Source organism: Haloarcula halophila, assembly GCF_029278565.1.
GTDB lineage: Archaea > Halobacteriota > Halobacteria > Halobacteriales > Haloarculaceae > Haloarcula > Haloarcula halophila.
Genome location: NZ_CP119559.1, coordinates 1,498,106 through 1,521,768, shown reverse-complemented (window position 1 = coordinate 1,521,768; position 23,663 = coordinate 1,498,106). Strand labels below are relative to the sequence as shown.

The window sequence follows — 23,663 nt, the reverse complement described above, 5'->3', positions numbered from 1 at the left end:
GCTTTTCAGGCGTTGCGTTTCGTCTCCGCGTGGCGCAGTTCCCACGCGTCCTCGTCCTCGTCGGCGTCGGCGACGGAGGGGCGTCGCTCCCGGGATCGGAGCCGTGCGTGCCGCGCTGTCCAGTCGCTGTCGTCGTCGCGGGCGTCGGCCGTACCCTTCGGTGACATACCCACTGGTATCACCGTCTCGATTATATCCTTTGTGATCAATCGTGAATAAAACTAACTCGGATTCGAGTATACGTTCATCGGACCGTAGGGAGTAGTCGACGCTCGCGGACACGGAAGCGAAGGGCTTTCTGCGCACTCGGACCTACAGGGGGTATGTTCACCGGTATCGTCGAGTCGACCGGCGAAGTACTCGCAGTCGAAGACGACGAGGGCGGCCGTCGGCTCCGGATCGACGCCCCGTTCTCGGAACTGGACCACGGCCAGTCGATCAGCGTCAGCGGCGCCTGTCTCACCGTCGAGGCGTTCGGCGAGGGTTGGTTCGAGGTGTTCCTCGCCCAGGAGACGCTCGCCCGGACGTTCCTCGACGAGATCCGGGCGGGCGACCGGCTCAACCTCGAACGAGCGATGCCCGCCGACGGCCGGTTCGACGGCCACATCGTCCAGGGTCACGTCGACGCCACTGCCGAGGTCGTCGGCATCGACCAGGAGGGTGAGGACTGGACGTTCTCCTTCTCGCTGCCCGACGCCCAGCGGGACTACCTCGTCGAGAAGGGATCGATCACCGTCGACGGCATCAGCCTCACCGTCGCCGCCCGCAACGACGAGCACTTCGACGTCGCGATCATCCCGACGACCTACGACGAGACGACGCTCTCGGAGAAGTCGGTCGGCGACCCGGTCCACCTAGAGGTCGACGTCGTCGCCAAGTACGTCGAACAGCTCTGTTAGGACTCGAACTCGGTCTCTTCGGCTCGATACTGTGGCCCGTCGTCGGTCTCGTGGGCCCGCGAGTACGCCTGTCGGTACGCCCGCAGTTTCCGTACCAGGACGAACCCGAACACCGAGTCGTAGACGACGACGAACCCGAAGAAGGCGACGAGATAGTCGACGTTGTACACCTCCGAGATGATGAACGTCACCGGGCTGGCCAGCGTGTTGTACATCGCGTGGATGATCGAGGCGATGAGCAACCCCTTGAGGACGATCGGGCCGGCCTCTCTCGGGTTGAATTTCGCTAGACCGAGGTAGTAGCCGGCGAACGCCGAGTAGATGACGTGGCCCGGACCGGCCAGTGCCCGGATCGCGGTGATTCCGCTGCTCTCCCCGATCGCCCGGAACGTCCCGCCGACGATCTCGGTGTTCTGAGAGATATACAAGGCGTTCTCGATGGTCGCAAAGCCCAGTCCCGCCGCGGCGCCGTAGACCGCCCCGTCGATCACCGCGTCGAACCGGTCGTCACGGAACGCATAGAGGCGCACGGCCAGCAGTTTCACGCTTTCTTCGACGGGACCGACGACCAGGAAGAAGAAGAAGAACTGGCCGGCCGGGGGAAACAGCCCGAACCCAGACCCGATCGCCTGGACCGGGACGCCGATGAAGACGTTGAGGAAGCCCGCAAACCCCGCGAACAGCACACCCAACAGGAAGGTCCCGACGAGCAGTGTCAGCGGTTCCTGGGTCGTCACGTCCGCGTACCAGATGTAGGCGGCAAGCGCCAGCGCGGGGACCGCCGACAGCAGCGCCATCCCGGCGACGACCGGCTGATCGCCGATCGCGCCCAGGCTCCCGAACAGGATCTGGAGACCGAGGATGAGGATCGCGAGCAGGACCGTCAGCCACCGGATCGCCCGCAGGGAGACGTAGTAGAGCCAGTGGGCGAACCGGTCGAGAACGGAGCGGGGCTCCCAGTCCGCGATCTCGTAGAGGTCTTCGGATGGGTCCGCGTTCGCTTCGACCGGGTCCCGCCGTCGCCGTGCCATACCACGGGTAGGGGCCGCCCGCTACCTAACGGTTTGGCACTGTCACCGAGGCGAGGGGGTTTTGACTCCCGCCCCCGTACCGTGTCACATGACTCTTCGGGCGGGTGTACTCGCTGTCCAGGGCGACGTCTCGGAACACGCGGCGGCGATCGAACGGGCCGCCGCGGCCCACGACGAGACTGCCGAGGTCGTCGAGATCCGCGAGGCCGGGCTCGTCCCCGACTGTGACGTCTTGCTCATGCCGGGTGGCGAATCCACGACGATCTCACGACACATCCACCGCATCGGTCTCGACGAGGAGATCCAGACCCACGTCGCGGCCGGAAAACCCGTGCTCGCGACCTGTGCCGGGCTCATCGTCGCCGCCAGCGACGCCCACGACGACCGCGTGGACACGCTGAACCTCGTCGACGTCACCGTCGAGCGCAACGCCTTCGGCCGACAGAAAGACAGTTTCGAGGCCGCCCTCGACGTCTCGGGGCTGGACGAACCGTTCCCGGCGGTGTTCATCCGGGCGCCGCTGATCGACTACGTCGGCGACGACGTGGAGGTCCTGGCGACCTGGGACGATCAGGCGGTTGCGGTCCGTGACGGTCCCGTCGTCGGGACTTCCTTCCACCCGGAGCTGACCGCGGACTCCCGGCTCCACGATCTGGTCTTCTTCGAGGCGTAGCGACGGGTTGAAACGCTCGCCCGTCGACGAGCCGGTATGCGCGACAGCGACGCCGACATCGTCCGGGAGCTGTTCGAGGTCATCGAGGACCGCAAGGAGACTCTCCCCGAGGACTCCTACACTGCCTCGCTGTTCACCCACGAGAAAGGAGAAAACGCCGTCTTAGAGAAACTCGGCGAGGAGACGACGGAACTCGTTTTGGCAGCCAAAGACGACGACCGTGAGGAGATCGCCCACGAAGCCGCGGATATCGTCTACCACATGCTCGTCCTGCTGTCGATGAAGGAGATGGACGTCGAGGACCTGCTGGACGAACTGGAAACGCGACGGTAGCCTCACTCGCCGTCGACGGCTTCGAACCGGTGGCGGACGACCTCGCTGTCGTCGTCCCACTCGAAGGAGTCGTGGACGCGTTCGAGCCGCTGGCGGTAGGCATCCAGGTCCTCAGACCCTTCGCGGCGGGCGTCCTCGTCGGTCAGATCGCCGAGCGTTCGCCGGGTCACGTCGGTCACCTCGAACCGTTGCCCGTCGATCTCGAAGGTATCGCCCGCCTCTGCGTAGGCGTGCCCGCGGTGTAGTTGTGTGACTCGGCCCGCGGCGGCCATCTGCTGGACGTGCTCGTTTGGCAGGAGTTCGCCGGCGTCGATGTGTGCCATACCGGTAGTCACGGCGCGAGCGACAAAAGCGGTCGGCCGAAAGCGGGCCGCTGTGGCGACTGTACACACGCCAATCGCCGATTGGACGACCTTTTACCCCGTCGCCGTCTACACCGTGTCAATGAGCCATCCCTTCGAGAATCTACCGACGACGCCGACGTCCGAGGAGATACTGGACAAGGCGTTCTCGCGAGCGACCCGGGCCGGCGGCGCCAAGGAGGGCGTCGAGGCCCAGCAGTCGATGCTGATGACCGCCTCGAACATCGTCTCGGACAACCTCCAGAACGTCGCCCAGTCCTGGCCGACCATCGACGAGTTGGAGCCGTTCTACGTGGAACTGGCCGACGCCGTGATCGACGATTCCGCCGAGAGCGACCAGCAACAGGGTATCGACGACCTGAAACAGCACCTCTCGCGCGTCTCCTGGGCCGGCCGGAAAGCAAAGGAGATCCGCCAGGAGTACGAGAGCCGTCTCGTCCGCGGCGACAAGGAGACCGCCCGCAAACTCCGCAAGCAGGCGTTTGCCCGCATGGCCGACGTCGTCGAACAGGTCGAGGAGGATCTCGCGGCCGTCTCGACGGCCCGTGACGCCCTGAAAGTCCTCCCCGACATCCGACCCGACGAGCCGACCATCGTCGTCGCCGGCTACCCCAACGTCGGCAAGTCCTCCTTCGTCAACACCGTCACCCGCGCGGACAACGAGATCGCGGCTTACCCCTTCACGACGACACAGATCCGCGTCGGTCACTTCGAGGACGGGCGCATCCGGTACCAACTGGTCGACACGCCGGGACTGCTGGACCGACCGCCGGAGGAGCGAAACGAGATCGAGTCACAGGCGGTCAGCGCGCTCGAACACGCCGCCGACGCCGTCCTGGTCCTGCTGGACCCGACGGGCAACTGTGGGTACCCCCTCTCCCAGCAACTCGAACTCCGTGACGCCATCGCCGAGCGCTTCGACGTGCCGGTCCTGACGATCGCCAACAAGAGCGACCTCTCGACGGACGTCGAGGCCGACCACTACATGAGCGTCACCGAAGCCGACAACGTCGAGGGCGTCCTCGACGCCGCCGTCGAGGCCGTCGACTACGAACTCGAACTCCCCTTCGACGAGGAGTGACTACCCGAGCAGTCCGAGCGCCCACCGAACCATCTCCGAGGCCGCGAACAGCGCCCCCTCCAGTCGGGACAGCACGCGCCCGGTCCACAGCGCCGTGACCATGGCGACCGAGACGACCCCCAGCCACAGCAGCGTCTCCGCCGCCGTCCCGCTGACCGTCAGCGGGCGGACGAGCGCCGCCACGCCGACGATACCCGTGCTGTTGTAGATGTTGCTACCGACGACGTTCCCGATGGAGACGCCGAGGCTCCCACGTCTGATCGCCACCAGCGAGACGGCGAACTCCGGGGTCGAGGTGCCGGCCGCGACGATCGTGCCGCCGATGACCCACTCGGAGATCCCGGCGCCGCGGGCCAGCGCCGACGCCGCCAGCACCATGTAGTCCCCACTCACCAGGATGATCGCCAGTCCGGCGACCACAACAGGGCGTCCCGGCCGCGGAACGACACCCGTTCGGTGACCCCTCGCGTCACGGCGTCCGCAGACGCCGATTCGGTCCCGCCCGTGGTCCGGAGGAGATACGCCGTGTACGCCAGAAACGAGCCCAGCAGGACGGCCCCCTCGATCCGCGTCACAGCGCCGTCGAGCAGGACGACACCGCCGAGGCCGACACTCGCCAGCAGGGCGACGCCGTCCCGCCGGACGAGCCCCTCGGTGACTGGCAGGACCCGTATCAGCGAGACGATCCCGAGGATGAACGCCAGGTTGTAGATGTTCGACCCGAGGACGTTCGCGACGGCGATGTCGCCCAGCCCCTTCAATGCGCTGTCGACCGAGACGGCAAGCTCCGGCGTCGAGGTGCCGGCCGCGACGATCGTCAGCCCGATAGTGAGGTCCGAGAGGCCAAAGCGGCGGGCGAGACGCACGACGGCGTCTACCAGGAGCCGTGCGCCGACCCAGAGGCCGAGCACGGAGCCGACGATGACACCGAGTTGGACGACGGGGCCGCCTGTGACCATCGAGTAGGACCACTGGCGACAGGGGGATGAAAGTTCCTCTCGAACCCGCCCGTCTGGCCGCGTCAGTCTAGCGTGTAGGTCACCTGGACCGACGCGTCGACGGTGATCGTCGTCGGTTGGATGGTCGTCCGCCCGCCGGCGTCGGCGGCCGCGGTCTCCGCGTAGACGACGTAGTTGTCGCTCTGGCTCGTCTGGATCGTGGCCACGTCACCGACCGAGCGGTCGGCAGCGTCGGCGACCGTGTCCGCGTCGGCACGCGCCCGATCCATCGCCGTCTGCAGGGCCTCCTCGCGGGCGTCCTGCCGGGTCTGTTCGTTCAGTTCGTAGCGGATCCCTTCGACGCGGTCGGCGCCGGCGTCGACGGCGGTGTCGACGAGCGTCCCGGTCGTGTTCACGTCGCCGGTCTCGGCCTCGATGGTGTGGACGGCGATGTAGCCGACCTGTTCACGGCCGGTCTCGGTCCGCTCGTACTCCGGTTCGATCCGGAACCGCGAGGAGGTCACCGTCGCGTCTTCGCCGCTGAGTGCCTGCTGGATCGACTGTGCGTCGCCGCTGAGGGCGTTACGTGCTGCTTCGGCGGTCTCACCGCGACCGACGGCCGCGACGGTGACGACCGCCCGGTCGGGCGTCCGTTCCACGTCCGCGTCCGCGCTGACGCTGACCGTCGCGTTGTCCGGTGTCGTCGCCTGTCCCGTATTCCCGACTGTCAGGCCGACAGCGCCGACTGCCAACAGTACGACTGCGCCACTGATCGCAAGTAGTTTCGCGTCCATAGCTGGGGGAACGCGGCCGGCACTATTTATATAATCGTACGCTCAAAGCCGACCTTGACCGTTAGGCGGTACTTTCGACGGTGACGTAGTGGACCTCGGTCTCCACGTCCCGCCCGGCGGCCCGGTCGGCGATGGCGTCGAACTCGTCGGCCAGTCCCGGCGGTCCGCCGTTCGCGCTGGGCGGGAGGCCGACGGTGACGATCACGCGCTGGGGTCGCTGGAAGATGGCCGTGTTGGTGTACTCGACCTCCACGCCGAGTATCCGTACGTGCTCGTCGGCGCCGTCTTCGATCCCCGTTCGGATGTCCTCCTCGGTCGTCGCGCGGTTGAACGAGTCGAGTGTCACGCCCCCCAGAAACGCCGAGAGGACCAGAATCGAGACCACGAGGACGCCGATCCGCTGGATGGTCGCCGAACGAGCGTCACCCTCCCGGAACCAGTGTTCGGGCCGGTACCCCTGGTACCACAACCCCACGAGGACCGCGAGGTTGATCGAGAGGACGTTCACCAGCACCAACACGCCCGATCCGAGGCTCACGAGCGGTTGGCCCCAGGCGATGCCGATGCCGACCGTCGCCGCCGGCGGGATGAGCGCGACGGCGATCATCACGCCGACCAGTGCCGTCGAGACGCCGCTGGTGAGACTGAGTACGCCCGCCGCGCCGGCACCGATCGCGACCACGAGCGAGAGGAAGTCGGGCGCGACCCGCTCGCGGATCTGCCCGACCGAGGTAACGTCGGCCAGCGGTGGGATGACGTGGGCGTAGCGGACGAGCGCCGCGAAGACGGTCGCGCTCGCGATGGCCACGAGCAAGCCGATCGCCTGGAGCTTGACCCCGCGGACGAACAACTCGTGGTCGTCGACGACGGTCCCGACGTTCGCGGTCATCGCTGGCCCGATCAACGGCGCGATGACCATCGAGCCGACGACGACCGCCGGCGAGTCCAGTAGGAGCCCGGCCGTGGCGATGACCGCACTGATGACCGTCATGATGACGTAGGTCGACAGCGACGGTGCCAGGTCCCGGGCCTTCGCCGTCAGTTCCTCGCGGGCGATACGGTCCTCGTCTTCCTCCTCGGCGTACCGGTCTTCGAGTTCCTCGAATCGCTTCGAGATGACTGTGTTGGCCTCCAGGACGACGGTGTAGGCGTCGTCGTCGATCCCGACCGACCGGAGTTCCTCCAACACCGGCTCGACGGCGTTGGTCGGCAGCGGGAACGAGACGACGGCGGTGAACTCCCGGCCGCTCGTCTCGTCGTTCAGTACGTAGTCGATCTCCTCGGTTTCGAGGACGTCCAACACCGCGTCTCGCTTGCCCGTCGGAATCGTGATCTGGACCAGCCGCACGGCTATCGGTCCGATCCCTGGGGACAAAAAGGCCCTGTCGGGGCCAGGCGGAAACTGACGCGCTTTTCCCGTTCGACGGAGTAGACGGGGTATGTTCGAGTCACGCCCCAACCGCGGCAGCGAGGTGGTCCTCGTCGGCCGGTCCAACGTCGGCAAGTCGACGCTGATGCGGGAGCTGACCGGCCACACCTTCGACACTGGCCAGAACCCCGGGGTCACCCGCAGCCCGAACCACTACGACTGGGCCGGCCCCGATTTCGTGTTGACGGACTTGCCCGGCTTCGGGTTCATGAAGGGCGTCCCCGACGACGTGCGCGAGCGGATCAAGGCCGACGTCGTCCGCTACGTCGAGACCAACGCCGAGAAGATCCTGGTCGGCGTCCTCGTCGTCGACGGGAAGGCCGTCGTCGACATCATCGATCGCCACTCCGGCCCCGACGAGATCCCCCACGACGTGGAGATGTTCCACTTCCTCCGGGAGGTCGGCGTCGAACCGGTCGTCGCGGTCAACAAGATGGACAAGGTCGACGACGAGGACGAACGGCTGAACGAACTCTGTGATCGACTGGGGCTGCACCCGCCCTGGCAGCAGTGGCAGGAGACGATCGCACCGATCAGCGCCAAACGCGGCGATATCGACGCCCTGAACGAAGCGGTCAGGACCCACCTCCACGACGCACGGCGCGACGATCTGTTCCAGTTCTTCTGAGGTGCTGTCACCGTCCCAGGTCGATCGGGCTCCCGACACGTCTCCCGATTGACTTTTTGTGGTCGGCACCGGAACCCCCGATATGGTCCGACTGCCCTCCCACCACAGTGCCGGTGTCATCTCGACGGCCGGTGGCGTCGGCTACGCGGTGGCCGTCCTCACCTGGATCTTCTCGTCGGGTGTGTCCTTCGGGGATAGCTCGCTCCCGGCTGTCGCCGTCGGCTTCCTCTATGCCGGCGGCGGGATGTTCCTGAGCGGTGCCGTCCCGCTGTATCTGCTGCTCAGGCTGTCGTTGCTCACACCGACTCTGATGACGCTGTGGATACTGGGCGATACGGTCTGGCAGTCACTCTACGGCAGTCACCTCCACCCGCTCTCGTCGTATCTGACCGTCTGGCCGCTCCTGTTGGGTGTCGCAGTCGCCGTCGGGATCGTCGAAGCGTTGCTTCGGACCGGGGTCGACCACTGGTTCGATCAGTTCGGACTCCGGACGTTGCGGTGACTCCCTGTGACTCCGGACCCGCACTCGCTCAGACCGCCGGGAGGTCCACGACGAACACTGTCCCGCCGGTTTCGTCCCACTCGGGTGCCCCGAGTCCGTCGTACCTGCTGCGGGGGGTCGCCCACACGGTCCCGTCGTAGGCCGCGACGAGGCGGTCGACGATGCTCAGCCCGCTCGCGTCGCCCGAGGCGTTGTCGAACAGTGTGCGTGCGGTCGCCTGGTCGATGCCCGGGCCGTCGTCGGCGACGGTCAGCCGGACCGTCCCGGCGGTCTGGCTGACGGTGACGTGGACGCGCGGCTCGGCTCCCTCCGCGTGTTCGACGGCGTTCTCGACGAGGTTGTCGACGATCGATTCGAGTCCGTCGTTGGCCCGGACCATCGCCGTCTCGGGACAGTCGGTCGTCACTGTCGCCAGTGTCGTCTCTCTCGTCTGTGCGGTCACCGCCTCGACCACCGCGACCAGATCGATCGGCTCGAAGCTCCCATTGCCGGTCACCGTCTCGACGATCGATCGACTGGTCTCGATACGCTCGGTCGCCTCGTTGGCCTTCCGGCTGATGACGTCGACGCTCTCCGGTCGGTGGTCCTCGGCGAGGACGTCTGCATGCCCGCGGATCGCCGTCAGATCGTTCAACAGATCGTGTCTGATGACGCTGTTGACGAAAGACAAGGCGTCGGTCAGGACCGCAGCCCGGCGTGCGTCCTGCTTCGCTCGCGCGTTGAAGTAGCCGGCGACTGCGCCGGCGACCCCGCCCATCCCGAGCCCGGTCAACAGCGGAAACACCGGTTCTACCAGAGGTCGCCCTTCGTAGAGTCGGACGCCGATGGTCCCACCGATGACGAGTCCGCCGGCGACGCTCCCGGCGACTGTCCAGGTCGACACTGTCCACCGCCCTTTGGGATCGAAGGGCGAGCACCAGAGCCAGTACCCGGCGACGACGAGCGCCAGCGCCGGTGTACCATCGAGCAGGAGCGCCAGGGCTGGACCCACCGGGTTGTCCAGCAGGAGCAACTCGTCGATGTGATAGAACACGGCGGCAAAGAGCAACAGCCCGCCGAACAGAACCACGCCGATCGGCGACTCCTTGGCGAGCTGGTGGCGGTCCATACCGGTTTCGAGAGATCACGAGGGAAAAACGTTGCACCCCCAGTGTCGCCACTGATAACGTCGGTGACGGACCACAGAAGGGGAACTCGGGTGATCAGGCGACGTTGAAACCTTTGTCGCGGAGGAAGTCCTCGACGCGACCGGTGTGGTTGCCCTGGAGTTCGATCTGGCCGTCTTCGACCGTCCCGCCGCAGGCGAACTTTGACTTCAGATCCGAAGACAGGGAGTCCATGTCGACGTCTTTCGGGTCGAACCCCTCGATGATCGTTACCTCTTTCCCGTAACGGCGCTCGTCGATGCGGATGTTGATCTCCTGAGACTCTTTGGCCACGTCTTCGCAGACGCAGAGCTCCTCAGGCAACCCGCACGTCGAGCAGACTTCCGACATTACACCGGGCAGTACGAAACCTTGGTATTAAACACTGTCGGGGGAACCCGACGCTCACTGCTCGGAGACCACTTCGTCGGCGAGTTCGACGGCTGTGTCGGCGGTCGCCTCGTCGACCCGGCCGCCGTATCGCGCCCGTTCGCGTAGCTGTGCCAGCCGACGAACCCGTTGGTCCGCATCGATCGCATCGAGGTAGGCCCGGACCGTCTCACCGTCCCGTCGTTGCCGGTTCCGACGACCGAGGACGTACAGCACACGCTGGAACGCCCGCTCGACGTCCGTCTCGGGGTCGACCCGTCGCTGGTACCGGACCCACACTGCCCTGTACAGGCGTTCCGAGAGCCCGCTCCGGCGGGCACCCGCGGCGACCCCCAGGAGGGCGACGACTCCCAGTGTGGCCTCTTCGCGGGACGGGAGGTCGATGTCGCTGCCGATCCCGTCGGCGGCCGCCCCGGGATTCCCTGGTCCCGACGGCGTGTCGGGATTGTTCTGTAGCGGCGTCGGCGTCGCGCCCGTGTCGGTTGTGGCGTTGGTGTCGGTTTCGGTCAGCGGTGGCGGCGTCGGCGTCGGTGTCGAACTGAACCCCTGGCTGCCGGTCTGCCCGGTATCGACGTTGGGGACCGCGGCACTGCGGGCGTCTTCGAGTTCGCTCTGCTCGGCCTGTTCGCGCGGGCCGGTGGGGGTCGGGTCGAACCGTACCCACCCCTGCTCGGGGAAGTACACCTCGACCCAGGCGTGGGAGTTCAGCCCGCGGACGACCCACCGCTCCTCGTCGACGCGCTCGCCCGGCGTGTAGCCGACCGTCAGCCGTGCCGGGATACCCTGGGTCCGTAACATCACGACCATCGTCGTCGCGAAGTAGACGCAGTAGCCTCGATCCATCTCGAACAGGAAGCGATCGGCGACGTTCCGGTCGGGTCTGTCGACCTCCAGGGAGTACTCGCGGTTGTTTTCGAGCCACTGCTCGACGACCAGCGCCGTCTCGTAGGGGTTCTCGGCGTTGCTGGTCAGGGTCGTGGTCCGCTCGCGGACCCGATCGGGTGTGCTGTCGGGCAACTGGAGGTAGCGCTGGCGGACTTGGTCGGGATAGTCGGTCCCCGCGTCCCGGAGCTGCTGAGGTGTCGCGAGCAGGACCTCGGAGGTGACCTCGTAGCTATCGCCGACCGACAGCTCCCCCGCCGGCTGGAACCCGTCGTGGGCGGTCACCTCGAAGTCGGGATCGCCGCGGTACCGGACTGCTTTCCAGGCACCGGGAGCCGTCGCGATCGCCGATTCGACCTCGAAGGACTGTCGGAGCGTCCGGCTGTCGCCGTCCGGGCCTGAGAGCCGGCGTCCGCCGTAGGAGCGCGCACTCCCGGTTCGGACCCAGCCGTCACCGGTGTAGCGGTCGTAGGCCGCGACCCGCCAGTAGCGGGGTTCGTCGCTCTCGACGGTGAACCGCACGGTCGGCGTCAGCGAGATGTCGCCCTGGACCGACAGCGTCTCGTCCGCGTTGATCAGACTCGTCTCGATGGTCGGACCGTCGGTGTCGTCGGTAAACGACAACGAACTCCCCGTGACCGAGGGGATCGTCGAGACCACCGACGGAACGATGATGACTGCCGCGAGCTGTTCCAGTACCGCCCGCCGGCTGGCGTCGATCCCGTCTGCGGAGCCGTCCGTGTCGGGGTCGGGAGCCGGCTCGGTCCCTTCGTCGATCACGTCCAGGTTCCCGAACCCGAGCGTCGCGACCGCGCCGACCACGCCGAGCAGCGTCGTCACCAGCCCGGCGTCCGTCGTCAGCACGAAGAAGGCGAGCGTCGTCCCCGCGCTGACTGTCGCGGTGACGTACCACCGTCGCAGCGCGAAGTACCACGTCAGAAACACCGGTGCGGGCGCGAACGATAACACCCACAGCCGGACGTTGGCGATCTGGAGCAGCGATCGGCCGGTCACGAGCGCGATCGTGTCACGCACCAGCGCAGCCAGCTCGGGATCGGTCGAGAGGTTCGTCACGTACCAGGCGATCCCGGCGGTAAACAGGACGGCACCGATCGCGATGGCGAAACCGGGCCGTAACACCCGGGCGATCAGGGTCGCACCGGCCAGTGCCAGCGCCACCAACACGAGAAACAGCGTCGGCGACCCGACCACGTCGGTGAGGTGGTACATCGTCCGCAGCGGCGCTCCGAGCACCAGCGCGACCGACAGCAGCGCGAACAGGCGGGGCTCGTCGGGCAACCGGTCCCGAAGCCAGACGGTCGGCCCGTTCATGCCTCACCCCCGGCCAGCGGGTTCTCGCGGCTGGTCGTCACGTCCCCGAAGCGGTGTCGGCGTCCCTCGATGGTGACGGTCACGCCCGTCTCGCGGGCCGTCACGAGGATGTCGGCCGCGTCGGCCCGCCCGGTCTCGCCGGCGCCGGTCCGTGCGAGCGTCTCCAGCAGTCGGGTCCGGTGGGTGTCGCCGTATCCCTTCGAGACGGTCCCGCCCGGAACGGTCAACTCGACGGTCAGTCCGGCCTCCAGTGCGGCCATCGCGACCGTCGCGGTAGCGGCCGCCATCTCGTCGGCGACCCCCTCGTCGGCCTCGCCGACGACGAGCAACCCCTGGTCGCTGTGGTGGTCGGCGAACTCCTTGACGAGCATCTCGTCGCGTTTGGCGCTCGACTTCCAGTGGACGTCCCGCAGCGAGTCGCTGGGAACGTACTCGCGCAGGCGGTCGAACGCCTGTCGGTCCTCGGCGTCGGGCGCGAGCGTCCGCGAGAACGTCTTCGGGCCGCCGATCCGGTACACCGGCGGGTACACCAGCGTCTCGGTCGTCGCGTCGACCGTATACTGTCTGCGGACGAGTCCCAGCGGATCGGTGACGACGGCCTCGACCGGGCCGAACTGCTTGGGACCGCGGTCGGTGTAGGTCACGTCGTACCGGACCGTCGTGGGCAGCGAGCGGGTGACCCGCCCGTCGCCGTCGACGCCGTCGGGGACCTCGTCCGCCAGTCGAGCGAGCCCGTTGCCGTCGGCGTCGAACGCGACGGTCCGTTCGTCGCCGGGGTATCCCCGGCGAGGCTTGTCCCGGTCGATCGTCGGCGGACCGGACCACAGCACCTGGACGGTCGCTGCCAGGAACAGTACCACTGCCGGGCCGGCGACGGCGTTGAGCCCGGCCTGCCCGTACCGCGTCCCCATGACGAACGCCGCCGCCGCGACGAGCAGCACGGCCAGGCCCCGGCGTGTCGGTCTCATTCGACCGGAACGCTGTCGAGGGCCTCACGGACGAGGTCGGTCGCCGACTGGTCGCTGCTGTCGGTCCGGATCCGGTGGGGGAGCACGACCGGGGCCTCGGTCTGGAGGTCGTCGGGGACGACGTACTCACGGCCGTCCAGGACCGCCCGGGCCTGTGCCGCTCGAAGCAGCGAGATACTCCCCCGGGGGCTCACGCCCAGTTCGGCGTGTTCGCGGGTAAACCGGGCCAGTCGCGTCGCGTAGGTCCGGATCGGCTCCTCGACTGTCACGTCGGCGACGGTGTTCTGTGCGGCCGTCAACTGTTCTAAGGTCGCCACCGAGGTCAGTTCCTCGATGGGGTGGTGGCCGACGACCTCGCCCAGCATCGCCGACTCCTCGTCGGCTTCCGGATAGCCGAGGTGGAGTTTCGTCATGAACCGGTCGAGTTCGGCCATCGGCAGGTCGTAGGCCCGGTTGCGCTCGACGGTGTTCTGCGTGGCGATGACGGTGAAGGGGCTGGGGACGGCGTGGGTCGTTCCGTCGACGGAGACCTGCCCTTCCTCCATCGCCTCCAGCAGCGCCGACTGGGTCTTTGGCGGGGCGCGGTTGATCTCGTCACCCAGGACGACGTTGGCGAAGATCGGACCGGGCCGGAACTCGAACTCCTGGGTCTTCTGGTTGAAGACGTTGACGCCGGTGACGTCAGTGGGGAGCAGATCCGGGGTGAACTGCACCCGCTTGAACTCCCCGTCGAAGGAGGCGGCGACCGATCGGGCGAGCATGGTCTTGCCGACCCCGGGGACGTCCTCCAGGAGGACGTGGCCGCGACCCAGCAGGGCGATGACGATGTGTTCGATCTCGTCGTGGTGGCCGACGATGACTTCCTCGACGTTCTCGATGACGCGCGTCGCGACCCGTGTCGCGTCACGTACGGGACTGTCCGACTGCTGTCCGCGTGATGTATCCGTGTCAGTCATAGGTTGTGGCCCGCGCGACGAACACCGGCGACGGGAGGGTGACAATCGGGTCGTCACGGGTGTTCGCCCACTCCATGCGCGGTTCCAGTATGGCGGCTCCTTAGGTGTGAGGACACGTAACTCTGGTGGATGGGCACCCGACACACACTCGCGTTACCACTCCTTGCAGGCCGAACAGACGAGGGAGCCGTCCTGCTGCCAGCGGCGCTCGACGACGGTGCCACAGGCTGCACAGGCCGCCCCGTCGCCGGACCAGGCGTAGGTCGTCGTCGCGGGTTCGATGTCGTCGGACTCGCCACGGTCGGTCGCTGTACCGTCGTCGCTCGTCGGCTCCGATCCTGTTGAGTCCTCAGCCGGGGCCTCCGCGGACTCGTCGTCGTGCAGAAATTCGTCGAGCGAAACGTCTTCGGCCATACGTGGTAGCTACCGCGCCAGCGGGAAATAGCTGACTCGCCACGAACGGAAACACAAAGTGGGGCCACCGCTAACGACCGGGTATGCAAGGCCTCCTCTCACAACTCGTCCAGAGCGTCATCGACATGCCCGGCAGGTTCATCGACATCGCACTGAGTGACCCGATCTCGGCCGTCCTGATCCTCATCGGTGCGACGTTCGTCGGGCTCTCTTCGGCCGTCTTTGGCTACCTCTCGATCGGTGCCGTGCTCTCGCTGTTCAGCGGTGCTGGCGGTCGACAACCGCCCCAAGCAGGTCGATAGCCGTCTCGATGTCGGGGCCGAGTGGTGACGCGAACACCACGCTGTCGGCGTGGGCAAGCAGTTCTTCGGTCCGCTCGGCTACCTCGTCGGGCGTGCCGGCGACACAGAACGCGTCCAGCATCGGCTCGGTCACCATCCCGAAGGCATCCTCGAACTCGCCGGCGGAGATGGCGTCACCGATCTCGCCCGCGGTGTCGTGGTCGATGCCGTGGCGGTCCAGCACGGGTGGGGGTGAGCCACCGGCGACGAACGCGACCGGCGGGCGCGCGGCTTCGCGGGCGGCGTCGGCGTCCTCGGCGACCGAGACGCTGGCGTAGGCTGCCAGGTCGAACTCCCCCTCGGCGACGCGGTCGTCGGCCATCTCCGTGACTTGTTCGCGAGCCCAGGCCAGGTCCTTCGGATGTGAGCCGTTGTACAGCGCGCCGTCGGCGTGTTTCGCAGCCATCCGTGTCATGTGTGGCCCCTGTGCGCCCACGTAGACCGGGATCTCGCCGGCGTCGTAGTTGAGGCCGGCGTCGACGGCCTCGAAGGTCCCGTCGTGGTCGACGCGCTCGCCGTCCCAGAGCCGCTTTGCGACTTTGAACGTCTCTAAGACCCGCCGGAGCGCGTCGTCGTGGTCGAACCCGAGGTTCCTGATCGTCGACTTGTCGCCAGGTCCGACGCCGAAGACGGCCCGCCCGTCGCTCTGCTCCGCGAGTGTCGCGACTCGCGAGGCCAGCGTCACCGGGTGGGTCTCGTAGGGGTTGGCGATGCCTGGTCCCAACAGGAGTTCGTCGGTGCGAGCGGCCATCTGGGACAGCGCCATGAACTGGTCGCGGTTGTTGTAGTGGTGGCTGGCGAAGACGGCGTCGAAGCCCTCCTGTTCGGCCTGGGTGGCGAAGTCTGCGAGCTGTGCGACCGGGTGTTCCGGGGTGAGTTCGATAGCGTACATGTTACAGTGACCACTCTCTGAGCGCCTCGCGGACGACGTCGCTGTCCTCCTCGCGATAGAGGGCGTCGCTGTCGTCGTGATCGCCGAAGGCGAACTCACGGACGACCGCGACGGGGGTTCCGCCGGCACCCTCGCCGGTGACCAGGTTGGCGGCAGCGGCGAGTTCGTCGACGACCGCCTGGACGGTGGCGCTCAGTTCCCGTCCTTCGCGGTCGTGTTCGCCGCGCCAGTCGCGTGCGGCCGGGATGCCGGCCCAGCCCAGCGCGACGCCACGCTGGCCCAGGCGGAACGGCCGACCCGAGGTGTCCGTGACGATCACCGCCACGTCGACGCCCGCCCGCTCGCGGATGTCGGCCCGCAACTGCGCCGCGCTCACAGTCGGATCTTCGGGGAGCAAGAGCAGGTCCGCGTCCGGGACGTTCGAGCGGTCGATGCCGGCGTTGACCGTGATGTGACCGAACCGGGTGACCGCGAGGACGAACGGGGCCTCCGTGAGGATCTCCTCGCTCTCCTCGACGACGGCCTGTGCGAACCGGGGGTCCTTGCGCTCGCCGGTGACCGACCCGATGGCGTCGGCGATCCGGCGGGCCTGCTCCCCGGGCGCGTAGTCGTCGAGGTCGGCCTGCCGACCCGCCGCCTTCGAGACGACGGTGCTAGCGATACAGACCACGTCGCCGTCCCGGAGATCCGTCTGTTCGACGACGAGGCGGGCGACGTCGTCGCCGGGTTGCACTTCGGGTAGCCCCTCGACCGCGAAGACCTCCATACCCCCGCTGGGGTCGCTGTCGGAAAAAGGACGCCGATAGGTGCAAGCCCGGCCGACGGCGGCAACCGATGCCGGTACCGCGGCGGGTGTCACCCGGAGTCCCCCAGGGGCGGTATGGACACCCGGCTCGCGGCGTTCGTGCTGTTGCACGCGATGGGGTCGACTGCGGGGTTGCTCCTGGCGTTTCACGCCGTCAGGACCGTCACCGGCGGCACCGCGACCACTGCCGTGCGCCGGGACTACGGCGTCGGCGGCCTGCTCGTCGTCGTCGGGCTCGGCTTCCGCTTTCTGCTCGTCCCGACCGCACAGGCTCCCCAGGCGATCACACGACTGCCGGGTGGGGTACTCCGGCCCGTCGGGGCGGCCCTGGCTGCCGTCGGCGGCGCCGTCTGCCTGTGGGCGCTGGCCCGCCTCGGTCGGAACCGAAAGAGCCGATAGCGTCCTGGCCGACGACGCCATCGTGTCGACCGATCTCGCACCCGTCGCACGGACTGCCGCCGAGGACGCCGGCGACTACCTCCGTGAACGGTTCGTCGACGGCACGACCGACGCCGAGTACGGGACCACCGACGTGAAGGCCCACGCCGACCGCGAGGCCGAGCGGCGGATCGTCGACCGCCTCCGGGCCGAGTTCCCGGACCACGCCATCACGGCCGAGGAGTCCGGCCACCACGAGGGCGACGGCGACTACCGCTGGGTCGTCGACGGCCTCGACGGGACGAACAACTTCGCCGCGGGCATCCCGACCTTCGGGGTCTCTGTCGCGGCCGTCGACGCCGACACCGACGATCCCGTCGCCGCGGCGGTCACCCTCCCGGCGCTCGGCGACACCTACGTCGCCGTCCGGGACGGTGGCGTGACCCACAACGGCGAGTCGGTCTCGGTCACCGACGGCGAGACGCCACCCGTCGAGGCCGGGACCGTCGCCTTCGTCATCGGACATCCCGTCGTCTACGACGGTCCCGGGCGCGAGAACGCCGACGAGATCCGCTGGGAACTGGGACAGACCGCCAAGCGGTGCATCCAGACCTGGGCGCCCGTCGTCCACTGGGCGCTGCTGTCCCGCGGTGGGCTAGACGGGTTCGTCTGTCTCCACCCCGACGAGCGCGAGCAGATCCCCGGGGAGTTGCTGGCGACCGAAGCCGGCTGTCGCCGTCGGGCGGAGGGGCCACTGTCTGCGTTCGCACCGACCGGCGACGCGGCCGAAGAACTGCTGGCGACGGCGGTCAGTGTTCGTGAACCGTTAGACTGAGATCGCCGTCGCTCACGTCGGCGGTCAGCATCGTCGTCCGGTCGGCCGGCGCTGCTCCCGTCGCACTACCCGGGTTCAGGAGCCGAACGCCGTCGTGGACCGTGTCCAGCAGTTCGTGGGTGTGGCCCGCGATACCGACGGCGTCGGTCCCGGCTTCGTGCCGTACCGTGTCGGCGACGCGGTCCTCGTAGCCCCGCCGCGAGCCGGTCCCGTGGGTGACGACGAAGGTCACGCCGCCGAGTTCGACCGTCGCCGTCTCCGGAAGCCCGGTCCGTGGGTCCATGTTCCCCGCGACGGCGGTCAGTCGGGCCGACATCGCTCGGACGTTCGACAGCGCCCCGTCACTGTCGAAGTCGCCCGCGTGGATCACGTGGTCGGCCGCTTCGATACGCTCCCGGAACGGGGCCGGAATCCCGCTGGCCCGTGACGGAATATGCGTGTCGCTGACGATGGCGATCTCCATACCGGCGGTTGGCGACCGCGCCAGAAATGACTACTGCCCGCTCTCTGCGGGCTCGACGCTCGGCGTGAGTCCGCGAAGCTCCGTGAGCTGTGCGACGAGGTCGTCGATCCCCTCGTTGATGGCGGCGATTCGCTCGTCGATGTTGTCAGCCGGAACCGCGCCCTGTGGCGTCGGCTCGACCAGTTCGTCGTCTTCGAGCATCCGCAGCGAGTACCGCACCTTGTGCTCGGCGATACCGGTCTCCTCTGCGAGCCGGACGATCCCGATCGGCCCCGACTCGATGACGGCTTCGAGGATGGCAAGGTCGCGACTTTCCTTGTCGACCTGATCTGTCAGTCGGTCCAGTCCCATTGAGAATCTTGTTCCCACGTATTGGACGACGATACATAAACGCCACAGTTCCACTGTGTTCTTTCACGAAATCCAACAATACTGGGTCGGGGACGCCGCCGACTCACTCGTCGTTGACCGGCGTCCGACGGAGTTCGTCCAGTTGATCCCGGAGCTTCGATAGCTCGGTCTCCAGTTCCTCGCGCCTGTCGATGAGCGCGCTCAACTCCTCGGTGTTGACCGAGTAGTCGTTCTCCAGAGCGACATCGAGAGCGTCGGTCGTCGCCGCCGCCAGATCAGTCGAGACACCCAGGAGTTCGCTCGGGGTGCCACTCGACTCGTACAGATCTACGTCTCCCGAACGGGGCCGGTAGGTCACCATCGGCGACTCGACGCCGTGGTGGTAGGTCACCGTGTAGCTCGTATCGGTCACGGGGTTGTGCCGGTCCTCGGCGATCTCCGTGCGAACGATGTTGAACGGTTCGGCCAGCGAGGGGAACGTCTCTGCGATGTCCCGGAGCCGGTCGGCGGCGGTCACGTCCAGTTGTGCCTCCACGTCGCCGAAGAACTGCCGGGAGTTCGTGAGACTGAACGCGACCGTATAGAAGACGGATTCGTTGTTCTCCGCGAGGTCTCTCACTCGCTCGCGGACTTCCTCGTGGCGTCCCTCGACGGCGAGTCGTTCGAGCTCTCGCAACAACGCTCTGGCCCCTTCCTCCCGTTCGAGGAACGGCTCGACGATCGCCCCTGGCATCTCCTCGCCGTCCACGTCGTCCATGCCTACCTGTTCTGGCCGGCATCCTAAACAGTCTATCGGCGTCTCCGGCGATCCGAGACGTCCCTCGGCGACGAGCGCCTCGCTTGTCGAGTTGAATTCAGAGAAACGCCCGGAGCGGGATTTGAACCCGCGTCACGACCGTGACAGGGTCGTATGATGGGCCACTACACCATCCGGGCACGCTGCCTTGCTGCACTCATTCGTATCCCGGTGGGAGTATTAAGACTTTCCAAACGGTGGCGCCCTGGGATGGTGACCCGTGACGGGACCCAAACTTCTATATCTGCGCTGGTCGAACCGCCACGCACGTAAGCGCTTCTCACGGTCCGTGTGTGGGGCCGGGGTCAGATAGCTGCTGCCGGCCAAGTTGGCAAGCGTTATATGCGTCCCGACGATAAGTGCCTGTAGTATCTCGTGACAGCAACCTTCTCCAGCCACAGGCCCCACGCACACGCACACACATGGTAGATGTAAGTCAACACGACCTCGTCCCCGACCACAGCGTCGTCGACGAGGACGACCTCGAAGCAGTGCTCGACGAGTACGATATCAAGAAGACCGACCTCCCGAAGATCAAACGCGCCGATCCGGGACTCCCGGACGACGCCGAGGTCGGTGACGTCATCCGTATCGTCCGCGACTCGCGAACGACCGACGAAGCAGTCGTATACCGACTGGTGGTGGAATAATGGACACACAGGACCGCCGCAAGATCTCACGCGAATATTTCGGTAAGGAACGGCTCGCAGAACACCACTTCCGCTCGTTCAACGCCTTCCTCGATCGAGGGATGCAACAGGTCGTCGACGAGAAAGAGACCATCGATACCGACATCGGCGACAAGGAAGGCCAGGAGCCGGTGTGGGTCGAACTCGGCGACGTTCGCGTCGTCACCCCCCGCGTCCGCGAGGCCGACGGCAGCGAGGAACTGCTCTATCCCCAGGAGGCTCGGCTACGCAACATCACGTACTCCGCGCCGGTGTTCATGGAGATGGCCATCGTCCGCGGTGGCGAGGAGGAACCGGAGGAGGTCGTCGACCGGACCGAGACGAAGATCGGTCGCATGCCGATCATGGTCGGCTCGAACAAGTGTAACATCGTCGGCTTCTCCGACGAGGAACTGATCGACATCGGCGAGGACCCCGCCGACCCCGGTGGCTACTTCTGTGTCAACGGCTCCGAGCGGGTGCTGATGACCAGCGAGGACCTCGCGCCGAACAAGATCCTCGCGGAGTACGACACCAAGTACGGCGACGAGGTCCAGGTCGCGAAGACCTTCTCCCAGCGCCGTGGCTACCGCGCACTCGTGCTCTGTGAACGGACCCGCGACGGATTGCTCGAAGTATCCTTCCCGTCCGTCTCGGGCAGCATCGACTTCGTGACGCTCGTGCGCGCGCTCGGGCTGGAGTCCGACGAGGAGATCGTCCACCGGGTGAGCGAGGACCCCGAGATCGTGAAGTTCATGCTGGAAAACCTGGAGGAAGCGGAAGTCCAGACGACCGAAGAGGCCATCGAGACGCTGGGCCAGCGCGTCGCCTCCGGCCAGGGCAAGAACTACCAGCTCAAACGCGCCAACTACGTCATCGACCGGTACCTGCTCCCGCATCTCCACGAGGAGGGCGTCGACGAGGAGGAGGTCCGGATCAACAAGGCCTACTACCTCTGCCGGATGGCCGAGGCGTGTTTCGAACTCGCCTTGGACCGCCGGGAGTCCGACGACAAGGACCACTACGCCAACAAGCGGCTGAAGGTCAGCGGCGACCTGATGACCGACCTGTTCCGGACCGCGCTGAACAAGCTCGCCCGGGACGTGAAGTATCAGCTCGAACGCGCGAACATGCGGAACCGCCAACTCTCTGTCTCGACGGTGGTCCGCTCGGACGTGCTGACCGAACGGCTCGAACACCCCATCGCGACGGGGAACTGGGTCGGGGGCCGTTCCGGCGTGAGCCAACTGGTCGACCGGACGGACTTCATGGGCGTGCTCTCACACCTCCGGCGCCTCCGCTCGCCGCTCTCGCGCAGCCAGCCCCACTTCGAGGCGCGTGACCTCCACGCGACCCAGTGGGGTCGTATCTGCCCCTCGGAGACGCCCGAGGGTCCCAACTGTGGCCTGGTGAAGAACTTCGCCCAAGCCATGGAACTCTCACAGGACGTCGCGGAGCCACAGGAACTGAAACAGGAACTCGCCGAGATGGGGGTCCAGGGTATCCCCGGCATCGAGTCGATCGAACAGACGCCCGCGGACGATTAAACAATGAGTCAGGGACGAGAAGCCAAAGTATACGTCAACGGTAGTTTGGTCGGGACACACCCCGACCCCGAACAGCTCGCACAACAGGTCCGACAGGCCCGCCGACGGGGGGACGTCTCCCAGATGGTCAACGTGTCGGTCAAGGACCGCACGGACGAAGTCATCATCAACGCCGACGCCGGCCGTGCTCGGCGTCCGCTGCTGATCGTCGAGAACGGCGAGTCGCTCATCTCCGACGAGGAGGTCGAGCAGCTCAAAGCGGGCGAACTCGGTTTCGACGATCTGGTCGACCGCGGACTCGTCGAGTTTATCGACGCCGAGGAAGAGGAGGACATCCTGGTCGGGGTCGACGAGGACGAACTCACCGAGAACCACACGCACCTCGAAATCGACCCGCAGTTGATGTTCGGGATCGGTGCGGGGATGATCCCCTACCCCGAGCACAACGCCAGCCCGCGGATCACGATGGGTTCGGGGATGATCAAACAGTCTCTGGGGCTGCCCAGCGCGAACTACCGGATTCGCCCGGACACGCGCCAGCACCTCCTGCATTACCCGCAGCTCTCGATGGTCAAGACCCAGACCACCGAGCAGATCGGCTACGACGACCGCCCGGCGGCACAGAACTTCGTCGTCGCCGTGATGTCCTACGAGGGGTTCAACATCGAGGACGCCCTGGTGATGAACCAGGGCTCGGTCGATCGTGGGCTCTCGCGGTCGCACTTCTTCCGGACCTACGAGGGCGAGGAACGGCGCTATCCCGGCGGTCAGGAGGACCGCTTCGAGATTCCCGACGACGAGGTCCGTGGGTCACGCGGCGAGGAAGCCTACACCCACTTAGACGACGACGGGCTCGTCAACCCCGAGACCCAGGTCGGCGAGAACGCCGTCCTGCTGGGCAAGACCAGCCCGCCCCGGTTCCTCGAAGAACCGGACGACATGGGTGGCCTCTCGCCCCAGAAGCGCCGCGAGACCAGCGTCACGATGCGCTCGGGCGAATCCGGAGTCGTCGACACGGTCACACTGATGGAGGGCGAGGACGGCTCGAAGCTCTCGAAGGTCTCCGTGCGTGACGAACGCATCCCGGAACTGGGCGACAAGTTCGCCTCCCGACACGGTCAGAAGGGTGTCGTCGGTCACATCGCACCCCAGGAGGACATGCCCTTCACCGAGGAGGGTGTCGTGCCGGACCTCATCATCAACCCCCACGCGCTCCCCTCCCGGATGACCGTCGGACACATCCTGGAGATGATCGGGGGCAAGGTCGGCGCACTCGAAGGCCGGCGCGTCGACGGGACCGCTTTCACCGGGGAAGACGAGGAGGAACTCCGCGGCTCCCTGGAGGACCACGGGTTCTCCTCGTCGGGCAAGGAGACGATGTACTCCGGCGTCACCGGCGAGAAGATCGAGGCCGAGATCTTCGTCGGGGACATCTTCTACCAGAAGCTCTACCACATGGTCTCGAACAAACTGCACGCCCGTTCACGCGGGCCGGTGCAGGTCCTGACCCGACAGCCCACCGAGGGGCGGGCCCGCGAAGGTGGCCTGCGCGTCGGGGAGATGGAACGGGACGTGCTCATCGGACACGGCGCGGCGATGGCGCTCAAAGAGCGCCTGCTCGACGAGTCCGACCGCGAGTGGATCAACGTCTGTGGCCAGTGTGGGATGACCGCCGTCGAGAACGTCGAACAGCGGCGGATCTACTGTCCCAACTGCGAGGAGGAGACCGACATCCACGAGGTCGAGATGTCCTATGCGTTCAAGCTCCTGTTAGACGAGATGAAGGCACTGGGTATCGCTCCGCGAATCGAACTGGAGGACGCAGTTTAA

At 66.8% G+C, this 23,663-nt stretch carries 28 protein-coding genes, 1 tRNA gene and 1 pseudogene; 12 read left to right on the top strand and 18 right to left on the bottom strand.

Annotation, left to right across the window (positions count from 1 at the left end; translation table 11 throughout):
- Positions 1–5: 5 nt before the first annotated feature.
- On the bottom strand, positions 6–167 hold the full coding sequence (locus tag P0204_RS08065) for a hypothetical protein (protein ID WP_276177995.1): 162 nt from the start codon (positions 165–167) through the stop codon (positions 6–8).
- Between the two features lie 156 nt (positions 168–323).
- On the opposite strand from P0204_RS08065, the gene P0204_RS08060 reads away from it, so the two are divergent.
- Positions 324–899 (top strand): riboflavin synthase, encoded by a 576-nt coding sequence (locus P0204_RS08060; RefSeq protein WP_276177993.1) that lies wholly within the window; start codon positions 324–326, stop codon positions 897–899.
- On the opposite strand, the gene P0204_RS08055 is transcribed toward P0204_RS08060, so the two are convergent.
- Positions 896–1,930 carry a PrsW family intramembrane metalloprotease gene (locus P0204_RS08055; protein WP_276177991.1) on the bottom strand — a complete coding sequence of 345 codons (1,035 nt, stop codon included), beginning with the start codon at positions 1,928–1,930 and terminating at the stop codon, positions 896–898. The two genes, P0204_RS08060 and P0204_RS08055, sit on opposite strands and share 4 nt — an antisense overlap.
- Before the next feature lie 88 nt (positions 1,931–2,018).
- Between P0204_RS08055 and pdxT the strand changes: the two genes are divergently transcribed.
- Positions 2,019–2,603, top strand: a complete 585-nt coding sequence (pdxT, locus tag P0204_RS08050; RefSeq protein ID WP_276223242.1) for a pyridoxal 5'-phosphate synthase glutaminase subunit PdxT — start codon at positions 2,019–2,021, stop codon at positions 2,601–2,603.
- A gap of 36 nt (positions 2,604–2,639) precedes the next feature.
- Positions 2,640–2,936: a phosphoribosyl-ATP diphosphatase gene (hisE, locus tag P0204_RS08045; RefSeq protein ID WP_276223241.1), complete on the top strand. Its 297-nt coding sequence runs from the start codon at positions 2,640–2,642 to the stop codon at positions 2,934–2,936.
- 2 nt (positions 2,937–2,938) lie between these two features.
- Here the strand turns inward: hisE and P0204_RS08040 are convergent, their stop codons facing one another.
- Entirely contained in the window at positions 2,939–3,259 is a 321-nt protein-coding gene (locus tag P0204_RS08040) for an ASCH domain-containing protein (RefSeq protein ID WP_276223240.1), read from the bottom strand.
- Positions 3,260–3,380: 121 nt separating this feature from the next.
- On the opposite strand from P0204_RS08040, the gene P0204_RS08035 reads away from it, so the two are divergent.
- Complete coding sequence (locus tag P0204_RS08035; RefSeq protein WP_276223239.1) at positions 3,381–4,379, top strand: NOG1 family protein; 999 nt, start codon at positions 3,381–3,383, stop codon at positions 4,377–4,379.
- Here P0204_RS08035 and P0204_RS21060 read toward each other — a convergent pair.
- The 3 genes and pseudogenes from P0204_RS21060 to P0204_RS08015 form a co-directional block, all read right to left on the bottom strand.
- Positions 4,380–5,338, bottom strand: a pseudogene (locus P0204_RS21060) (calcium/sodium antiporter).
- A 62-nt stretch (positions 5,339–5,400) separates the two neighbouring features.
- Positions 5,401–6,111 (bottom strand): SIMPL domain-containing protein, encoded by a 711-nt coding sequence (locus P0204_RS08020; protein WP_276223235.1) that lies wholly within the window; start codon positions 6,109–6,111, stop codon positions 5,401–5,403.
- Between the two features lie 61 nt (positions 6,112–6,172).
- Positions 6,173–7,459, bottom strand: coding sequence for a TIGR00341 family protein (locus P0204_RS08015; protein ID WP_276223234.1), 1,287 nt, complete (start codon positions 7,457–7,459; stop codon positions 6,173–6,175).
- A 91-nt stretch (positions 7,460–7,550) separates the two neighbouring features.
- On the opposite strand from P0204_RS08015, the gene engB reads away from it, so the two are divergent.
- Both engB and P0204_RS08005 read left to right on the top strand, forming a co-directional pair.
- Complete coding sequence (engB, locus tag P0204_RS08010) at positions 7,551–8,168, top strand: GTP-binding protein EngB (protein ID WP_276223233.1); 618 nt, start codon at positions 7,551–7,553, stop codon at positions 8,166–8,168.
- 82 nt (positions 8,169–8,250) lie between these two features.
- Complete coding sequence (locus P0204_RS08005; RefSeq protein ID WP_276223232.1) at positions 8,251–8,670, top strand: hypothetical protein; 420 nt, start codon at positions 8,251–8,253, stop codon at positions 8,668–8,670.
- 28 nt (positions 8,671–8,698) lie between these two features.
- On the opposite strand, the gene P0204_RS08000 is transcribed toward P0204_RS08005, so the two are convergent.
- The 6 genes from P0204_RS08000 to P0204_RS07975 all read right to left on the bottom strand — a co-directional run bounded on the left by P0204_RS08000 (position 8,699) and on the right by P0204_RS07975 (position 14,757).
- Positions 8,699–9,778: an ATP-binding protein gene (locus P0204_RS08000; protein WP_276223230.1), complete on the bottom strand. Its 1,080-nt coding sequence runs from the start codon at positions 9,776–9,778 to the stop codon at positions 8,699–8,701.
- 94 nt (positions 9,779–9,872) lie between these two features.
- Positions 9,873–10,166, bottom strand: a complete 294-nt coding sequence (gene yciH, locus P0204_RS07995) for a stress response translation initiation inhibitor YciH (protein ID WP_004516073.1) — start codon at positions 10,164–10,166, stop codon at positions 9,873–9,875.
- A gap of 54 nt (positions 10,167–10,220) precedes the next feature.
- Positions 10,221–12,419: a transglutaminase TgpA family protein gene (locus P0204_RS07990; RefSeq protein ID WP_276223186.1), complete on the bottom strand. Its 2,199-nt coding sequence runs from the start codon at positions 12,417–12,419 to the stop codon at positions 10,221–10,223.
- Positions 12,416–13,387: a DUF58 domain-containing protein gene (locus P0204_RS07985; RefSeq protein ID WP_276223184.1), complete on the bottom strand. Its 972-nt coding sequence runs from the start codon at positions 13,385–13,387 to the stop codon at positions 12,416–12,418. The genes P0204_RS07990 and P0204_RS07985 overlap by 4 nt, the downstream gene beginning before the upstream one ends.
- Positions 13,384–14,343 (bottom strand): AAA family ATPase, encoded by a 960-nt coding sequence (locus tag P0204_RS07980; protein WP_276223182.1) that lies wholly within the window; start codon positions 14,341–14,343, stop codon positions 13,384–13,386. The genes P0204_RS07985 and P0204_RS07980 overlap by 4 nt, the downstream gene beginning before the upstream one ends.
- Positions 14,344–14,496: 153 nt before the next feature.
- On the bottom strand, positions 14,497–14,757 hold the full coding sequence (locus tag P0204_RS07975) for a DUF7573 domain-containing protein (RefSeq protein WP_276223180.1): 261 nt from the start codon (positions 14,755–14,757) through the stop codon (positions 14,497–14,499).
- Positions 14,758–14,840: 83 nt separating this feature from the next.
- On the opposite strand from P0204_RS07975, the gene P0204_RS07970 reads away from it, so the two are divergent.
- On the top strand, positions 14,841–15,059 hold the full coding sequence (locus tag P0204_RS07970; RefSeq protein ID WP_276223178.1) for a DUF8024 family protein: 219 nt from the start codon (positions 14,841–14,843) through the stop codon (positions 15,057–15,059).
- Here P0204_RS07970 and P0204_RS07965 read toward each other — a convergent pair.
- Together P0204_RS07965 and P0204_RS07960 are read right to left on the bottom strand one after the other, a co-directional pair.
- Positions 15,016–15,990: a 5,10-methylenetetrahydromethanopterin reductase gene (locus P0204_RS07965; protein ID WP_276223177.1), complete on the bottom strand. Its 975-nt coding sequence runs from the start codon at positions 15,988–15,990 to the stop codon at positions 15,016–15,018. The genes P0204_RS07970 and P0204_RS07965 overlap by 44 nt on opposite strands.
- A 1-nt stretch (position 15,991) precedes the next feature.
- Positions 15,992–16,756, bottom strand: a complete 765-nt coding sequence (locus tag P0204_RS07960) for a coenzyme F420-0:L-glutamate ligase (RefSeq protein ID WP_276223175.1) — start codon at positions 16,754–16,756, stop codon at positions 15,992–15,994.
- Between the two features lie 114 nt (positions 16,757–16,870).
- On the opposite strand from P0204_RS07960, the gene P0204_RS07955 reads away from it, so the two are divergent.
- Both P0204_RS07955 and P0204_RS07950 read left to right on the top strand, forming a co-directional pair.
- Positions 16,871–17,194 carry a hypothetical protein gene (locus tag P0204_RS07955; RefSeq protein WP_276223173.1) on the top strand — a complete coding sequence of 108 codons (324 nt, stop codon included), beginning with the start codon at positions 16,871–16,873 and terminating at the stop codon, positions 17,192–17,194.
- Positions 17,195–17,216: 22 nt separating this feature from the next.
- Positions 17,217–18,008 carry an inositol monophosphatase family protein gene (locus P0204_RS07950; RefSeq protein ID WP_276223172.1) on the top strand — a complete coding sequence of 264 codons (792 nt, stop codon included), beginning with the start codon at positions 17,217–17,219 and terminating at the stop codon, positions 18,006–18,008.
- Here the strand turns inward: P0204_RS07950 and P0204_RS07945 are convergent.
- From P0204_RS07945 to P0204_RS07930, 4 genes are all read right to left on the bottom strand, one after another.
- Complete coding sequence (locus P0204_RS07945) at positions 17,983–18,471, bottom strand: metallophosphoesterase family protein (protein ID WP_276223170.1); 489 nt, start codon at positions 18,469–18,471, stop codon at positions 17,983–17,985. The genes P0204_RS07950 and P0204_RS07945 overlap by 26 nt on opposite strands.
- Before the next feature lie 30 nt (positions 18,472–18,501).
- A complete protein-coding gene (locus P0204_RS07940; protein WP_276223169.1) occupies positions 18,502–18,822 on the bottom strand; it encodes a winged helix-turn-helix transcriptional regulator in 321 nt (106 codons plus the stop codon).
- A 103-nt stretch (positions 18,823–18,925) separates the two neighbouring features.
- A complete protein-coding gene (locus tag P0204_RS07935) occupies positions 18,926–19,579 on the bottom strand; it encodes a hypothetical protein (protein WP_276223168.1) in 654 nt (217 codons plus the stop codon).
- A 106-nt stretch (positions 19,580–19,685) separates the two neighbouring features.
- Positions 19,686–19,758, bottom strand: a tRNA-Asp gene (locus tag P0204_RS07930).
- 282 nt (positions 19,759–20,040) lie between these two features.
- Between P0204_RS07930 and P0204_RS07925 the strand changes: the two genes are divergently transcribed.
- Genes P0204_RS07925 through rpoB form a run of 3 tightly spaced genes read left to right on the top strand, consistent with a single transcriptional unit; the run spans position 20,041 to position 23,663 of the window.
- Positions 20,041–20,268: a DNA-directed RNA polymerase subunit H gene (locus P0204_RS07925; protein ID WP_276223166.1), complete on the top strand. Its 228-nt coding sequence runs from the start codon at positions 20,041–20,043 to the stop codon at positions 20,266–20,268.
- Entirely contained in the window at positions 20,268–21,833 is a 1,566-nt protein-coding gene (locus P0204_RS07920; RefSeq protein WP_276223164.1) for a DNA-directed RNA polymerase subunit B'', read from the top strand. The genes P0204_RS07925 and P0204_RS07920 overlap by 1 nt, the downstream gene beginning before the upstream one ends.
- A 3-nt stretch (positions 21,834–21,836) precedes the next feature.
- A complete protein-coding gene (rpoB, locus tag P0204_RS07915) occupies positions 21,837–23,663 on the top strand; it encodes a DNA-directed RNA polymerase subunit B (protein WP_276223163.1) in 1,827 nt (608 codons plus the stop codon).